Source organism: Pseudomonas sp. Marseille-Q5117 (genome assembly GCF_946901175.1).
In the GTDB taxonomy this organism is placed as follows: Bacteria; Pseudomonadota; Gammaproteobacteria; order Pseudomonadales; family Pseudomonadaceae; genus Aquipseudomonas; species Aquipseudomonas iranensis.
On sequence record NZ_CAMPPP010000007.1, the window covers coordinates 221,687 to 235,774 of the forward strand.

General features: G+C 57.3%; 17 protein-coding genes and 1 tRNA gene. 3 read left to right on the forward strand and 15 right to left on the reverse strand.

The annotated features are described in order from the left end of the window. Nucleotides 1–817 precede the first annotated feature (817 nt). The 9 genes from OC605_RS14040 to thrS form a co-directional block, all read right to left on the reverse strand. Nucleotides 818–894: transfer RNA gene (locus OC605_RS14040), tRNA-Pro, on the reverse strand. An 89-nt stretch (nucleotides 895–983) separates the two neighbouring features. Continuing rightward, on the reverse strand, nucleotides 984–1,340 hold the full coding sequence (locus OC605_RS14045; RefSeq protein ID WP_003179985.1) for a MerR family transcriptional regulator: 357 nt from the start codon (nucleotides 1,338–1,340) through the stop codon (nucleotides 984–986). Then, entirely contained in the window at nucleotides 1,321–1,623 is a 303-nt protein-coding gene (ihfA, locus tag OC605_RS14050) for an integration host factor subunit alpha (RefSeq protein WP_002553164.1), read from the reverse strand. The genes OC605_RS14045 and ihfA overlap by 20 nt, the downstream gene beginning before the upstream one ends. A 3-nt stretch (nucleotides 1,624–1,626) precedes the next feature. Beyond that, nucleotides 1,627–4,005, reverse strand: a complete 2,379-nt coding sequence (pheT, locus tag OC605_RS14055; protein WP_262137789.1) for a phenylalanine--tRNA ligase subunit beta — start codon at nucleotides 4,003–4,005, stop codon at nucleotides 1,627–1,629. A 26-nt stretch (nucleotides 4,006–4,031) separates the two neighbouring features. Beyond that, the gene (pheS, locus tag OC605_RS14060) at nucleotides 4,032–5,048 is read right to left on the reverse strand and encodes a phenylalanine--tRNA ligase subunit alpha (RefSeq protein WP_003226365.1); all 1,017 of its coding nucleotides are present in this window, start codon (nucleotides 5,046–5,048) and stop codon (nucleotides 4,032–4,034) included. Between the two features lie 109 nt (nucleotides 5,049–5,157). Further along, nucleotides 5,158–5,514, reverse strand: a complete 357-nt coding sequence (gene rplT / locus OC605_RS14065; protein ID WP_002553161.1) for a 50S ribosomal protein L20 — start codon at nucleotides 5,512–5,514, stop codon at nucleotides 5,158–5,160. Nucleotides 5,515–5,541: 27 nt separating this feature from the next. Further along, the gene (gene rpmI, locus OC605_RS14070) at nucleotides 5,542–5,736 is read right to left on the reverse strand and encodes a 50S ribosomal protein L35 (RefSeq protein ID WP_002553160.1); all 195 of its coding nucleotides are present in this window, start codon (nucleotides 5,734–5,736) and stop codon (nucleotides 5,542–5,544) included. 60 nt (nucleotides 5,737–5,796) lie between these two features. Next, nucleotides 5,797–6,348 (reverse strand): translation initiation factor IF-3, encoded by a 552-nt coding sequence (gene infC, locus OC605_RS14075; RefSeq protein ID WP_169432615.1) that lies wholly within the window; start codon nucleotides 6,346–6,348, stop codon nucleotides 5,797–5,799. Continuing rightward, nucleotides 6,348–8,270 carry a threonine--tRNA ligase gene (thrS, locus tag OC605_RS14080; protein ID WP_024012407.1) on the reverse strand — a complete coding sequence of 641 codons (1,923 nt, stop codon included), beginning with the start codon at nucleotides 8,268–8,270 and terminating at the stop codon, nucleotides 6,348–6,350. The genes infC and thrS overlap by 1 nt, the downstream gene beginning before the upstream one ends. Before the next feature lie 370 nt (nucleotides 8,271–8,640). Between thrS and OC605_RS14085 the strand changes: the two genes are divergently transcribed. Together OC605_RS14085 and OC605_RS14090 are read left to right on the forward strand one after the other, a co-directional pair. Next, nucleotides 8,641–8,943 carry a hypothetical protein gene (locus OC605_RS14085; RefSeq protein WP_130899498.1) on the forward strand — a complete coding sequence of 101 codons (303 nt, stop codon included), beginning with the start codon at nucleotides 8,641–8,643 and terminating at the stop codon, nucleotides 8,941–8,943. Nucleotides 8,944–9,233: 290 nt separating this feature from the next. Next, nucleotides 9,234–9,446: a cold-shock protein gene (locus OC605_RS14090; RefSeq protein WP_003179963.1), complete on the forward strand. Its 213-nt coding sequence runs from the start codon at nucleotides 9,234–9,236 to the stop codon at nucleotides 9,444–9,446. A 65-nt stretch (nucleotides 9,447–9,511) separates the two neighbouring features. Here OC605_RS14090 and OC605_RS14095 read toward each other — a convergent pair whose 3' ends face one another. Together OC605_RS14095 and OC605_RS14100 are read right to left on the reverse strand one after the other, a co-directional pair. Further along, a complete protein-coding gene (locus tag OC605_RS14095; protein WP_262137791.1) occupies nucleotides 9,512–9,829 on the reverse strand; it encodes an I78 family peptidase inhibitor in 318 nt (105 codons plus the stop codon). A 166-nt stretch (nucleotides 9,830–9,995) separates the two neighbouring features. After that, nucleotides 9,996–10,298 (reverse strand): hypothetical protein, encoded by a 303-nt coding sequence (locus OC605_RS14100; RefSeq protein ID WP_262137792.1) that lies wholly within the window; start codon nucleotides 10,296–10,298, stop codon nucleotides 9,996–9,998. A 131-nt stretch (nucleotides 10,299–10,429) separates the two neighbouring features. On the opposite strand from OC605_RS14100, the gene OC605_RS14105 reads away from it, so the two are divergent. Next, a complete protein-coding gene (locus OC605_RS14105; protein WP_122506567.1) occupies nucleotides 10,430–10,630 on the forward strand; it encodes a hypothetical protein in 201 nt (66 codons plus the stop codon). A gap of 33 nt (nucleotides 10,631–10,663) precedes the next feature. Here the strand turns inward: OC605_RS14105 and OC605_RS14110 are convergent, their stop codons facing one another. The 4 genes from OC605_RS14110 to OC605_RS14125 are packed head-to-tail and all read right to left on the reverse strand — an operon-like array spanning nucleotide 10,664 to nucleotide 14,086. Further along, on the reverse strand, nucleotides 10,664–11,692 hold the full coding sequence (locus tag OC605_RS14110; RefSeq protein ID WP_262137793.1) for a nucleoside hydrolase: 1,029 nt from the start codon (nucleotides 11,690–11,692) through the stop codon (nucleotides 10,664–10,666). Between the two features lie 31 nt (nucleotides 11,693–11,723). Further along, nucleotides 11,724–12,128 carry a D-ribose pyranase gene (gene rbsD, locus OC605_RS14115; RefSeq protein WP_130899501.1) on the reverse strand — a complete coding sequence of 135 codons (405 nt, stop codon included), beginning with the start codon at nucleotides 12,126–12,128 and terminating at the stop codon, nucleotides 11,724–11,726. Next, nucleotides 12,125–13,042: a ribokinase gene (rbsK, locus tag OC605_RS14120; protein WP_262137795.1), complete on the reverse strand. Its 918-nt coding sequence runs from the start codon at nucleotides 13,040–13,042 to the stop codon at nucleotides 12,125–12,127. Before rbsK ends, rbsD begins: the two co-directional genes overlap by 4 nt. Nucleotides 13,043–13,066: 24 nt before the next feature. Next, nucleotides 13,067–14,086, reverse strand: a complete 1,020-nt coding sequence (locus tag OC605_RS14125; RefSeq protein ID WP_262137796.1) for a LacI family DNA-binding transcriptional regulator — start codon at nucleotides 14,084–14,086, stop codon at nucleotides 13,067–13,069. Nucleotides 14,087–14,088 lie beyond the last annotated feature (2 nt).

Below are 14,088 nucleotides of genomic sequence, written 5' to 3' on the forward strand. Positions count from 1 at the left end.
GGTTGCGGTGAGATAAATTCACAGGCATCGCTGAGTAAGCTCGACACGCTCCAGACTCACACCGACCGCACTTAGGATATCCACTCATCTCCATATCGTCTTCCGAACGACCAAAGATTTGCCATAGACGGGTTGCTCGCCCGTATAAGGAGGCGTACTTAATACTAGCCACTGCCATACTTGAGTCCGTCAGAAATCGCCATTCGCGATCGCTCGCACACTCGGCGCGAATGAGGGAGGAAAATGGGGCATAACTCGTTTTTTGAGCTAAAACCACCTTGCTGAAGCCCAGTCAAAACGTTCTTTGGAGAGAGCGACCTTAACTGTATTTACAGGCTTCCGGCTTACCACGCTTTGCGGCGCGACTCAGCATCAACCGCAACCACCCAAGCACGGCATCGATAGCTTTAACAATCAGGTTACTGCGCTGATCAGCCCTATGTCTCCATCACCAGGAAGTTCATAGCACCCATCGACACGAACCTCCGCCGCTGGAATCATGTGATATTCGATGACTCTACCGAAGTCTGAGCGAATGCCCGGATCACTTCACCAGCAACAGAGAGCTCCGCGTTACCTACAGCCATCGCCCGAAGCTTGCCTCGCGGACTGTCTAGATCGGCAACTCATTAACGAACGTCTTCGCTTCTTCAGGTTCATGCACCGGTAGGGGCTGTCCGGGGGACACAAGACTCGAACGCCTCTCAGATGGCATAGCTACCGAGATCTAAGATATCCGTGGGAGTAAATGTGGGAGTATTTTTTCAGATATGAAAAAGCCCAACCGGTGAAGATTGGGCTAAGTCATTGAAAGATATGGTCGGGACGGAGTGATTCGAACACTCGACCCCTAGCACCCCATGCTAGTGCGCTACCGGACTGCGCTACGCCCCGACTGATGTTGCATCTCGCTCTTCACCTCGAAGAGCGCTCAAGAATATATCGCAAGCGTTTGAAAACTGGAAGTATTCAAACGCCGCTTTTTATTTCTTGAGTACCACTAGAACATCTTCCAATTCGGCAATCATCTGCCGAATCATCTGCTTGTACTGGGTGGTATCGTCTTTGGCTTCGTCGCCGGACAGACGCAGACGTGCGCCACCGATGGTGAAACCCTGATCGTAAAGGAGCGCGCGGATCTGCCGGATCATCAGCACGTCCTGGCGCTGATAATACCGGCGGTTCCCGCGGCGTTTGACGGGGTTGAGCTGAGGAAACTCCTGCTCCCAATAGCGCAGCACGTGTGGCTTTACGGCACACAGCTCGCTGACTTCACCAATGGTGAAGTAGCGTTTGCCTGGGATGACGGGTAGCTCGTCGTTATGACTTGGTTCCAGCATAAGCCTCAACTCGGGCCTTCAACTTCTGCCCTGGACGAAAGGTGACCACACGGCGAGCCGTGATCGGGATTTCTTCCCCCGTTTTCGGGTTGCGGCCAGGCCGCTGGCGTTTGTCCCGAAGGTCGAAATTGCCGAAACCGGACAATTTGACCTGCTCGTTGTCTTCAAGAGCGTGCCTGATTTCCTCGAAAAACAGTTCTACCAATTCCTTGGCTTCCCGCTTGTTCAGGCCCAGCTCTTCATACAGACGTTCCGCCATCTCAGCTTTCGTCAAAGCCCCCATACGTCACTTCCTTAACGTGGCGTTCAACCTTTGTTCGAGCGAGGTGAGGATATTTTGCGTCGTCGAATTCACCTCATCGTCATTAAGAGTGCGCGATGGATGCTGCCAGGTCAAGCCGACTGCAAGGCTTTTTCTATCAGGATCAATACCTTTACCCTGATACACGTCAAACAGCCTGAGCTCTGTGAGCCATTCGCCTGCATTTTCACGGATTACGTCCAGCACAGCCGAGGCCGCGACGTCTTTGTGCGCGATCAGTGCAAGGTCACGACGCACTTCAGGAAAGCGCGACAACTCGTGGAATTTCGGCATTTTACCGAGCGCCACTTCCGCCAGAACCAGCTCGAAGACGAACACCGGACGATCCAGCCCCAGCGCCTTCGACAGCTCAGGGTGAATTGCACCGATGAAGCCCACTTCGCGACCATCACGCTCGATGCGCGCGGTCTGGCCCGGATGTAGCGCTGGGTGTTTGCCCGGAGCAAACGTGAACGAATCCAAGGCACCGGCAAAACCCAATACCGCTTCCACGTCAGCCTTGACGTCGAAGAAGTCGACGGTGTCGCGGCCCTGAGCCCAGCCTTCCGGCAAGCGGCTGCCGCAAACAACGCCGGACAACATCGGCTCTTGCTTCAGGCCTTCAAGCTGACCAACGAAGCGAAGGCCGCTCTCGAACAGACGCACGCGATCCTGCTGACGATTGAGGTTGTGCTGCAGCGCTTTGACCAGACCTGGCCACAGCGACGAACGCATGGCCGCCATGTCATTGGAAATCGGGTTGGCCAGCAACAGCGGCTCGACACCTGGATTGAACAGTTCGAACTGACGCGGATCGATGAAGCTGTAAGTGATCGCTTCCTGATAACCACGAGCAACCAGCAGACGACGCAGCTCAGGCAGATCACTACGCGCTTCGGCCTTGGCTTGTGGCGCCAGACGCGCTTGCGGGTAGCGAACCGGCAGACGGTTGTAACCGTACAGACGCGCCAGCTCTTCGATCAGGTCGACTTCCAGGCTGATATCGAAGCGGTGGCTTGGCACTTCAACGCGCCATTGACCTTCGCCGTCAGCGGTAATGCTCAGGCCCAAGGCACTGAGGAGACGCTCGACCTGTGCCGAATCCATCTCCATGCCGAGCATCTGCGCGATGCGCTGAGCACGCAAAGTGATCGGTGCAATCGATGGCAGGTGTTGCTCGCTGACGGTCTCGATGATCGGACCAGCTTCGCCGCCAGTGATTTCCAGCAGCAGGCCAGTGGCGCGCTCCATGGCTTCACGGGCCAGCTGCCAGTCAACGCCACGCTCGTAGCGATGCGAAGCGTCGGTGTGCAAGCCGTAGGAACGTGCCTTGCCGGCAACAGCAATCTGATCAAAGAACGCAGATTCCAGGAACACATCGCGCGTGGTCGCGGAAACACCGCTGTGCTCGCCACCCATGACGCCGGCGATCGCCAGTGCACGAGTGTGGTCAGCGATGACCAGCGTATCGCTACGCAGGCTGACTTCCTGACCGTCGAGCAGAACCAGCTTCTCGCCCTCTTCAGCCATACGCACGCGAATACCGCCATTGATTTCGGCGAGATCGAAAGCGTGCAGCGGTTGGCCGAGCTCGAGCATCACATAGTTGGTAATGTCGACCGCAGCGTCGATGCTGCGCACGTCAGCGCGACGCAGACGTTCAACCATCCACAGCGGGGTTGGCTTTGACAGGTCGACGTTACGGATGACCCGGCCCAGATAACGTGGGCAGGCGGCTGGCGCCAGCACTTCGACCGAACGCACTTCGTCGTGTACCGCTGCAACCGCAGCCACCACAGGACGAGTTACCGGCACGGCGTACAGCGCGCCGACTTCACGGGCCAGACCGGCCAGGGACAGGCAGTCACCACGGTTCGGGGTCAGGTCGACCTCGATGCTGGCGTCTTCCAGATCCAGATACACACGGAAATCTTCGCCCACCGGCGCATCAGCCGGCAGCTCCATCAGACCGTCGTTGCCCTCACCGACCTGCAGCTCTGCCTGCGAGCACAGCATGCCGTTCGACTCGACGCCACGCAGCTTGGCCTTCTTGATCTTGAAGTCGCCCGGCAGTTCGGCACCGATCATGGCGAACGGAATCTTCAGGCCCGGGCGCACGTTTGGCGCACCGCACACGACCTGGAAGGTTTCCGCGCCATTGCTGACCTGGCATACGCGCAATTTGTCGGCGTCCGGATGCTGCTCGGTGCTCAGCACCTCGCCCACCACCACACCACTGAATACGCCGGCGGCCGGAGTAACGCTATCGACCTCAAGACCGGCCATCGACAGACGAGCAACCAGCTCATCGCGATCTACCTGCGGGCTAACCCAGCCACGCAGCCATTGTTCACTGAATTTCATCCTGCTCTCCTAAGAATTCGTTACGACTAGCGAAATTGCGCGAGGAACCGCAAGTCGTTGTCGAAGAACAGACGCAAGTCGTTCACGCCGTAACGGAGCATGGCCAGACGCTCGACGCCCATGCCGAAGGCAAAGCCGGAGAACTCTTCCGGGTCGATGCCGGACATGCGCAGCACGTTCGGGTGAACCATGCCGCAGCCCATCACTTCCAGCCAGCCAGTCTGCTTGCAGACGCGGCAGCCTTTGCCACTGCACATCACGCATTCCATATCGACTTCAGCGGATGGCTCGGTGAACGGGAAGTACGAAGGACGGAAACGCACGGCCAGTTCTTTCTCGAAGAACACCCGCAGGAATTCTTCGATGGTGCCTTTGAGATCGGCAAAATTGATATCGCGATCGACCAGCAGGCCTTCGACCTGGTGGAACATCGGCGAATGGGTGATATCGGAGTCGCTGCGATAGACGCGGCCCGGGCAGACGATGCGGATCGGCGGCTGCTTGGATTCCATGGTGCGGACCTGTACCGGCGAGGTATGGGTGCGCAGCAACATGTTGGCATTGAAATAGAAGGTGTCATGCATCGACCGGGCCGGGTGATGGCCTGGGATGTTGAGCGCTTCAAAGTTGTGGTAGTCGTCTTCGACCTCAGGGCCTTCGGCGATGCCGTAGCCAATGCGGGTGAAGAACTGCTCGACGCGCTCCAGAGTCCGGGTGACCGGATGCAGACCGCCAGAGGTCTGGCCACGGCCCGGCAACGTCACGTCGATGGATTCGGCAGACAGTTTGGCAGCCAGTTCGGCTTCTTCAAACAATGCCATGCGCGCATTGAGAACGCCTGTAACACGTTCCTTGGCAACGTTGATCAGCGCGCCGACTTGCGGACGCTCTTCTGCCGGCAGATTCCCCAGGGTCTTCATCACCTGAGTCAATTCGCCCTTTTTGCCAAGGTATTGAACCCGGATTTGCTCCAGGGCATTGATATCTTCAGCGCTTTGCACAGCCTCTAGTGCTTGAGAGACCAGCGCATCCAGGTTTTCCATGTACAGACTCCAGATACAAAATAGGGGAAGAGCTTGAAGGCTCTTCCCCTATTTATGACGTTTAACACCTGGCCCCACAGAGGTGAGGCCGGGTGACTGTCGGGGGTACTTAAGCCAAGGTGGCTTTAGCTTTCTCGACAATCGCAGCAAACGCCGCTTTTTCGTTCACTGCCAGATCAGCCAGAACCTTGCGGTCGATCTCGATGGACGCTTTTTTCAGGCCAGCGATGAAACGGCTGTAGGACAGACCGTTAACACGAGCACCAGCGTTGATACGAGCGATCCACAGAGCGCGGAACTGACGTTTTTTCTGACGACGGTCACGGTAGGCGTACTGGCCTGCCTTGATTACCGCTTGCTTGGCAACACGGAATACGCGGGAGCGTGCGCCGTAGTAGCCTTTAGCAAGTTTCAGAATTTTTTTGTGACGCTTACGGGCAATGACGCCACGCTTTACACGAGCCATGAGTTACTTCCTCTATTCTTGACTAAATTAACGAAGGCGCAGCATGCGCTCGACTTTTGCCACGTCAGACGGATGCAGCAAGCTGCTACCGCGCAGTTGACGCTTACGCTTGGTCGACATTTTAGTCAGGATGTGGCTCTTGAAAGCGTGCTTGTGCTTGATGCCGTTAGCAGTTTTCAGAAACCGCTTGGCAGCACCACTTTTGGTTTTCATTTTTGGCATGTTCGGATACTCCGCATTCAGTTGATAAACATAATCAGAAGGCCTGCCGTGCCCTGTTGATTACTTCTTCTTTTTCGGGGCGATGACCATGATCAGCTGGCGTCCTTCCATCTTAGGATGCTGTTCGACCGAACCGTACTCGAGCAGGTCTTGTTCAACCCGCTTGAGGAGTTCCATCCCCAGCTCCTGGTGGGCCATCTCACGGCCGCGGAATCGCAAGGATACCTTGGCCCTGTCCCCGTCACTCAGGAAACGTACCAGGTTGCGCAGTTTTACCTGGTAATCCCCTTCCTCCGTCCCTGGACGAAACTTGATTTCTTTAACCTGAATCTGCTTCTGGTTTTTCTTCGCCGCGGCAATCTGCTTCTTCTTCTCGAAGATCGATTTGCCGTAGTCCATCACCCGGCAAACAGGCGGGACTGCATCTGCGGAGATTTCCACCAGATCAAGCTTTGCTTCTTCAGCGATACGAAGCGCTTCATCAATCGAGACGATGCCAATCTGCTCGCCATCAGCGCCAATTAACCGAACCTCGCGTGCCGAGATATTCTCGTTGATCGGGGCTTTCGGTGCAGCTCGTTTATCTTGTCTCATTTCACGCTTAATAATAATTACTCCGAATCTGGGCGACCACGCCGGGAAACCGCTTGCGCGAGAAACTCAGCGAACTGGGCGACGGGCATCGAGCCCAGGTCAGCACCTTCACGAGTACGCACAGCGACAGTCTGCATCTCGACTTCCTTATCTCCGATAACCAAAAGATAGGGAACCTTGAGCAAAGTATGCTCGCGGATTTTAAAGCCGATCTTTTCATTTCTCAAGTCGGACTTGGCACGAAATCCGCTTTCGTTGAGAGTTTTTTCAACCTCTGCAACAAAATCTGCCTGTTTATCAGTGATATTCATGATCACCGCCTGGGTTGGCGCGAGCCACGCAGGGAAGGCACCTTCGTAGTGCTCGATCAGGATCCCGACGAAACGCTCGAACGAACCGAGGATCGCGCGGTGCAACATCACTGGGTGTTTGCGGCTGTTGTCTTCGGAGACGTATTCAGCGCCCAAACGGACAGGCAGGTTAAAATCGAGCTGCAAGGTACCACACTGCCAGACGCGACCGAGACAATCTTTCAGCGAGAACTCGATCTTCGGCCCGTAGAAGGCACCCTCGCCCGGCTGCAGATCATACGGCAGGCCAGCAGAATCAAGGGCTGCAGCCAATGCTGCTTCAGCGCGATCCCACAGCTCATCGGAGCCGACGCGTTTTTCCGGACGAGTGGACAGTTTCATCTCGACTTCGGTAAAGCCGAAATCGCGATAGACGTCCATGGTCAGCTTGATGAACGCAGCGGACTCGGCCTGCATCTGCTCTTCGGTGCAGAAAATATGCGCGTCGTCCTGAGTGAACGCTCGCACGCGCATGATGCCGTGCAACGCACCCGACGGCTCGTTACGGTGGCAGGCACCGAACTCGGCCAGACGCATCGGCAACTCGCGGTAGCTTTTCAGGCCCTGGTTGAACACCTGCACGTGGCACGGACAGTTCATCGGCTTGATGGCGTAGTCGCGGTTCTCCGACTGAGTGGTGAACATGTTGTCGGCGTAGTTGGCCCAGTGCCCGGATTTTTCCCACAGGCTGCGGTCGACGACTTGAGGAGTCTTGATCTCAAGGTAGCCGTTGTCGCGCTGGATCTTGCGCATGTACTGCTCGAGCACCTGGTACAGAGTCCAGCCATTCGGGTGCCAGAACACCATGCCCGGCGACTCTTCCTGAGTGTGGAACAGGCCCAGGCGCTTGCCGATCTTGCGGTGATCGCGCTTCTCGGCTTCTTCGATGCGCTGGATGTACGCCGCCAGCTGTTTCTTGTCCGCCCAGGCAGTGCCGTAAACGCGCTGCAATTGCTCGTTCTTGGCGTCGCCACGCCAGTAGGCGCCCGACAGCTTGGTCAGCTTGAAGGATTTCAGGAAGCGCGTGTTCGGCACGTGCGGACCGCGGCACATGTCGACGTATTCTTCGTGATAGTACAGACCCATGGCCTGCTCGTTCGGCATGTCTTCGACCAGGCGCAGCTTGTAGTCTTCGCCACGGGCCTTGAACACTTCGATCACTTCGGCGCGCGGAGTGACTTTCTTGATGACGTCGTAATCCTTCTCGATCAGCTGCTGCATGCGCTGTTCGATGGCCGCCATGTCTTCCGGCGTGAAAGGACGTTCGTAGGCGATGTCGTAATAGAAGCCTTCGTCGATGACCGGGCCGATGACCATCTTCGCGGTCGGGTACAGCTGTTTGACCGCGTGGCCAACCAGGTGCGCGCAAGAGTGGCGAATGATCTCCAGCCCCTCTTCATCCTTTGGCGTAATGATTTGCAGGGTCGCGTCGCTGCTGATGATGTCGCTGGCGTCGACCAGTTGGCCATTGACCTTGCCGGCGAGCGTGGCCTTGGCCAGACCTGCACCAATGGATGCGGCGACCTCGGCTACGGAAACCGGGTGATCGAATGAACGTTGACTGCCGTCGGGAAGAGTAATAGTTGGCATGGCGCCTCCTCTCCTAGTGGTGACCCCTACCAAAGGTCACGTGGGTTGGGATGAGCCAGTACAAGATCCGATCCAGGCCATTCAATGACGAACGCCTGCCTTACAGCGGCAGGAGCCTTGCGGCCAACCGGAAAACCGAACCAGAGTGACTGGGATTCAAATCGAAAAAATTCGCACGCCGACCGCCTCGGGACTGAAGGTCATCCGAAGCCTGAGAACGCTTGAGCCCGGCATGCTAGCACAGATGAGCGGTCGCTCACGCCCTGATTTGGCAGAAGGCGAAATGTCCGATTTTATGCCAGAGTGCTGAACTTGATCGGCCCTTGCGCCCTCAGATAACAAGACATTGACCCACAAGGAGCATCCTCGCATGCGTCTGAAAAGCTTATTCGCCATCGTCGCCCCCGTCGTTCTGCTGCTGCCACTGAGCGCCCATGCCGACTGGCCGAAAGGCGAGCGCGAGAAGTACATGGCCCAGTGCACTCAGGCTGCGACCCAGCAGATCGGTGCTGCAGCGGCGAAATCCCACTGCGCTTGCGGAGCTGACGCCATCAAGTCCTATCCGGCCAGCGACATTCAGGCGCTGATGGACAACAAGGCGACTCCTGAATTGCAACAGAAAGCCCTTGGCCAGATCGCCAAATGCAAGGCAAATACCGCCCCGAAAAAATAATAAAATCGGGTATTAACATCGGCTGAAAGGCGGAAAAAAGTGCTGGAAATGAGCCTTTTCAGACGATTTATGCAGGTTTTACAGGTTTTTTTATCGTCTTTACGTTTCGCTGAAAGCCTTTCAAACCGGGGCTTTCAGCAGAAACGGGCGGTAAAGAAAACACGACTGATTGGCAAACAGCACGTCCGGGGGGCTCCCAAAGCGAACATTTCGACTATGATACCCGGGTGTGCCCAGTTGGCCTGAGCAGCACAGTACTACTGAAAATATATGTTTCTTGGAGATACACCATGTCTAATCGCCAAACCGGCACCGTTAAATGGTTCAACGATGAAAAAGGCTTCGGCTTCATCACTCCTCAAGGTGGCGGTGACGACCTGTTCGTACACTTCAAAGCTATCGAATCCGACGGTTTCAAAAGCCTGAAAGAAGGCCAGACCGTCTCTTTCGTGGCTGAGAAAGGCCAAAAGGGTATGCAAGCTGCACAGGTTCGCCCAGAGTAATTTCTCGGCGCACTAAAAAAACCCCGTCCAAGTGACGGGGTTTTTTATGCCTGAGACAAAAGGACTCAGCCGCAGTTGACGCGGGTGACTATCAGGTTGTTGTCGGTGTTCAGGTTCAGGCGATCGGAGCGGTATTCCAGGGTGATCATGTCGTTCGGCTTGAGGAAGCGCGCATTTTGCGCCCCAGCCTTGGCCCGCGCCTGATCCAGCAACTCAGGGGATGCTTTCTTGCCGATGGCGAATTGCGCTGCCGATGCTTCGCAGCGGCTATTTCCTGATTCAGCCGCCACGGGCTCCTTTGCCAACTCGCTGGAGGTTGTGCTGCAACCAGCCAACAGCGCAGCGGCCATCAGTGCACCCAGTGTCGCGAATTTCAAAGGCATGAAGCCTCCTTGTTTTCAAATATTTAAGCAGAGATCGTGCGACCGCCAATGCGGCGTTTGGTTTCAAGGCTCAAGCCATGCCCTGCCCCACGAGTGGAAAAATGCCGAGTGTGCCTGAGCTGCGCGCGGCGACTCAGCAAACAATCGTGACTGAATATTAACGACCTCAATAAACGTCGATGTAGTCATACGGCGGATTCGGCCAGTTGTCCCTGAGCGCGTTGTAAATCTGCATCACCCAGACTTCATCGCTGGCTGCGACGTTACCCACATAGCCCGAGCCCTTTGCCCAGGTTTCCAAGCGAAACAGCAGACCGTCGATATCCTGTCCACCGGTCACGGTGGACAGATAGGCGATGCCGTCTTTGGTCACGCGCAATTGGTTGTGTACGTCGTCACTGGCCGAGGCGAGCAATTGGCGCACTGCTTCGAGTGTGAGGCCGTCAGGGCTATTCAGATCGATCTGCACAACAGGGTCCTTGGTAAGCCGGAAAAGACCAAGTGTCGCATAGCGCTCCGCTCATGCCTAAGTCGCAGTGCCAAACGCCGCGCAAAATGGTTAACTCGAAAAACAGACATCCCGACCTTTCGAGCCTCCTCATGACCAGTGTAAGCATCGACGCCGCCATCAACGCCAAATGGGCCGAAGGACACAGCTCTTACAGCCCCGGCACGACGGAAGAACTGGCGCTGATCGGCATCGATCTGCTGGTCAAGGAGTTGGGAATAGAAGCGGCGCAGCATTTTATCAATCAGGTATTCGAGCGATACCCAATTGGTCAGGCCGAACAGGCGCAGTGAAAACCCGCAGGCAACCGCCTGCGGGTTGACGACTTATTTCAGGCGTTTCAGGCGCTCGGTCAGCAGATCAAAGAAGCCTTGGGCGTCGCCATTTTCGACCCAGAATGCATTCTTCGGTGCTTTCAGGCCGTCATACCAGTCAACAATGGTCTGGCCGAATGTCGGTCCTTCACGGCTATCCACCACGACGTTGACCGCCCGACCGGTAAACAACTCAGGCTTGAGCAGATACGCCACAACGGTGGCGTCATGCACCGGGCCGCCGGGAATGCCGTAGTGCTCCATATCGCCCTTGATGTATTCGTTGAGAATGTCGCCGACGATCTTGCTCGCATTGTTGTTCAGCGCGGCGATCTGCTTCAGGCGCGCGTCACTGGTCAAGATCTTGTGGGTCACGTCCAGCGGCAGATAGGTGAGTTTCACCCCGCTCTTGAGCACCACCTCGGCAGCCTGCGGATCGGCGAACAGGTTGAATTCAGCCACAGGGGTGATGTTGCCACCGTTGAAATGCGCCCCGCCCATGATCACCACTTCCTTGATGCCCCGAACGATCTCCGGCTCCTGAATCAACGCCAGAGCCAGGTTGGTCTGCGGGCCGAGCATGGCGATGGTGATGCTGTGCGGTTTGGCCGATTTAAGAGTGTCGATCAGATAATTGACCGCATTTCCTTTCGCCAGGCCTTTCTTCGGCTCGTGAACCGTCACGCCCGACAAGCCTTCCTTGCCATGAATGTTCTCGGCGTAGATCGGCGTGCGCATCAGCGGCTTCGGTGCGCCAGCGTAAACCGGCACATCTTCGCGCCCTGCCCATTCGCGAGCCAGCCGCGCGTTACGCGAAGTCTTGTCCAGGCGCACGTTGCCGGCCACGGTAGTCAGAGCGCGAATATTCAATTCATCCGGCGACGCCAGAGCGAACAGTAAGGCGACCACATCGTCAGCGCCCGGATCGGTGTCGATGATCAGGTCGATCTTTTGCGCCGCCTGGGCGCCGGTCGCAGTTATCACGGACAAGAGCAGCAGACTCCGGATCAGTTGGTGAATTTTTTCAGCATAGCGTTGCATGGCGCATTCCTTGTGCAGGTGAAATCGGAAATCAGAATGTAACCCCGGCGACCAGAACGATGTTGCAGTACGGCTGACATTCTCCTGTACGAATGATCGCCCTGGCTTGTCGGCTCAGTACCTTGAACTGCTCGTGAGTGAGCAGATCCCTACGGCCCAGCGCGCCCTCTTCGTTCAACGCGTCCAGATCGGCCAGCGCCGAGGGCTGCTTATCGAAGATCTCTTTGGCCAACACATGGCTTTCCACCTGCATCTCGCTGAGTACGACTTTCAGCGTGCTGACGAAATCAGGGATGCCATGGGTCAGTGCCAGATCGATCAACTCGACACCCGGTGGCACGGGCAAACCGGCGTCGCCGATCACGACCATGTCACCGTGGCCAAGCGAAGCGATCAGTCGCGACAGCGCGACGTTGAGCAAAGGAGTCTTTTTCATACGGGTTTGAACGCCTGTACTTCGGACATGGTTGGAATCGACGGTTGCGCACCGGCGCGGGTGACAGACAGCGCAGCGGCGATTTGACCGTAGCGGATCGCCTCATCCTCGGATTTGCCATTGGCCAGCGCTGCGGCGAAACCGCCGACAAAGGTGTCACCCGCAGCCGTGGTATCCAGCGCCTTCACGGTCGGCGCGAGGAAATGTTCGAAGCCTTCGCCATTGGCGAACAACGAACCCTGCGCGCCCAAGGTGACGATGACTTTACCGGCGCCCATGGCAATCAATTGGGTGGCAGCCGCTTCTGCCGACTGCAACGAGTCGACAGCGAGCCCGCTCAACGCGGCGGCTTCGCTCTCGTTGGGAATCAGGTAGTCGATGGCGGCAAACCAGTCCGCCGGCAGTGGGCGGCTCGCCGGCGCCGGATTGAGGATGACGGTTTTGCCCAGTTCACGCGCACGCTTGAGCGCATGCCCGACCGTCGCATCGGGAATCTCGAGCTGACAGATCACCACATCGGCGGCCTGTAAAACCGCGTCAAAGCGGTCGATCACTGCCGGCGTCATCGCGCCGTTGGCACCGGCGACAATCACGATGGCGTTCTGGCTGTTGTCATCCACCACAATCAGCGCTACGCCGCTGGAATCCTCCACAACACTGACGGCCGTGCAGTCGACTTGCTCAGCGAGCAAGGCATCGCGCAATCGCACACCATAGTCGTCATTGCCAACGCAGCCAACCATCGCCACCTGCGCACCCAACCGCGCAGCGGCAACCGCCTGATTGGCGCCCTTGCCGCCCGACACGGTGGCAAAGGAATGACCGATCAGCGTTTCACCGTCGCGCGGCAGCCGTGGCGCCCGGGTGACCAGGTCCATGTTCAGGCTGCCTATTACCACTACATTTGCTCGCATACATCACTACTCATCAATTCGGTTTCAGCGATATTCGGTGAACACGCCGGACAGCGGCGCGGTCGATTCGCGCAGGACAATGCTCGGGGTCACGATGCGTTGATCGGTGCCCGAGTCCGGCGCAGCAATTCTGCGCAACAGCACTTCGGCGGCCATCTCGCCCAGTTGCAGGATCGACTGGCCGACCGTGGTCAGCGCCGGATAGACATAACGACTCATCTGAATGTCATCGAAGCCGATCACTGACAGCTCGGCCGGCACCCGGACGTTACGTTCGGCCGCCGCACGCAGCACACCGATACCGATCATGTCGTTGCCGGCAAAAATCGCACTGGGCGGATTGCTTTCAAGCAGCCGGGCAGCGGCGTTGTAACCGCCGGTGCTGGTGAAGTCGCTTTCCAGCATGCGCTCTTCGCGCACCTCGATTCCCGCCTCTTGCAGCGCTCGGCAATAACCGGCCTGACGCATTTGCGCCACGCTGGTACTGGCCGGACCGCCGATCGTGGCGATGTCGCGATGCCCCAACTCGAGCAGGTGACGGGTTGCCAGATAAGCGCCGTATTCGTGGTCGATGCGCACCAGATCGGCATTTACACCTTCCAGACCCCGGTCGACGATGACCATCGGCGTCTTCACGCCGGCCAGCCCTTGCGCCAGACCACTGTCACCGCCGGCGGAGGCGACGATCAAACCGTCGATGCGCTTTTCCAGCAAGACACGCAAATAGCTGCGCTGCTTGTCCGGGTTGTCGTCGGAGTTACAGAGGATCACGCAATAGCCGTTGCGCTCGCAGTAATCCTCGATTCCTCGCGCCAATTCCGCGAAGTACGGGTTGAGGCTGTTAGGCACCAGCAGGCCGATGGTCGCCGTGGTTTTGGCTTTCAGCGAGCGCGCCACGGCACTGGGCACGTAGTCGAGGCTTTTGATTGCTGCTTCGACTTTCAGGCGCACTTCCTTGCTGACCGGGCGGGTGTTGTTCACCACGTGCGACACAGTCGTGTAGGAAATGCCCGCGAGCGCCGCTACATCCTTGATCGTTGCCATGG

Excerpts from the sequence above, each read along its gene's own strand:
- OC605_RS14045 (WP_003179985.1), bottom strand. The coding sequence starts at position 1,340 with ATGCTGGAACCAAGTCATAACGACGAGCTACCCGTCATCCCAGGCAAA.
- ihfA (WP_002553164.1), bottom strand. The coding sequence starts at position 1,623 with ATGGGGGCTTTGACGAAAGCTGAGATGGCGGAACGTCTGTATGAAGAG.
- pheT (WP_262137789.1), bottom strand. The coding sequence starts at position 4,005 with ATGAAATTCAGTGAACAATGGCTGCGTGGCTGGGTTAGCCCGCAGGTA.
- pheS (WP_003226365.1), bottom strand. The coding sequence starts at position 5,048 with ATGGAAAACCTGGATGCGCTGGTCTCTCAAGCACTAGAGGCTGTGCAA.
- rplT (WP_002553161.1), bottom strand. The coding sequence starts at position 5,514 with ATGGCTCGTGTAAAGCGTGGCGTCATTGCCCGTAAGCGTCACAAAAAA.
- rpmI (WP_002553160.1), bottom strand. The coding sequence starts at position 5,736 with ATGCCAAAAATGAAAACCAAAAGTGGTGCTGCCAAGCGGTTTCTGAAA.
- thrS (WP_024012407.1), bottom strand. The coding sequence starts at position 8,270 with ATGCCAACTATTACTCTTCCCGACGGCAGTCAACGTTCATTCGATCAC.
- OC605_RS14085 (WP_130899498.1), top strand. The coding sequence starts at position 8,641 with ATGCGTCTGAAAAGCTTATTCGCCATCGTCGCCCCCGTCGTTCTGCTG.
- OC605_RS14090 (WP_003179963.1), top strand. The coding sequence starts at position 9,234 with ATGTCTAATCGCCAAACCGGCACCGTTAAATGGTTCAACGATGAAAAA.
- OC605_RS14095 (WP_262137791.1), bottom strand. The coding sequence starts at position 9,829 with ATGCCTTTGAAATTCGCGACACTGGGTGCACTGATGGCCGCTGCGCTG.
- OC605_RS14105 (WP_122506567.1), top strand. The coding sequence starts at position 10,430 with ATGACCAGTGTAAGCATCGACGCCGCCATCAACGCCAAATGGGCCGAA.
- OC605_RS14110 (WP_262137793.1), bottom strand. The coding sequence starts at position 11,692 with ATGCAACGCTATGCTGAAAAAATTCACCAACTGATCCGGAGTCTGCTG.
- rbsD (WP_130899501.1), bottom strand. The coding sequence starts at position 12,128 with ATGAAAAAGACTCCTTTGCTCAACGTCGCGCTGTCGCGACTGATCGCT.
- rbsK (WP_262137795.1), bottom strand. The coding sequence starts at position 13,042 with ATGCGAGCAAATGTAGTGGTAATAGGCAGCCTGAACATGGACCTGGTC.
- OC605_RS14125 (WP_262137796.1), bottom strand. The coding sequence starts at position 14,086 with ATGGCAACGATCAAGGATGTAGCGGCGCTCGCGGGCATTTCCTACACG.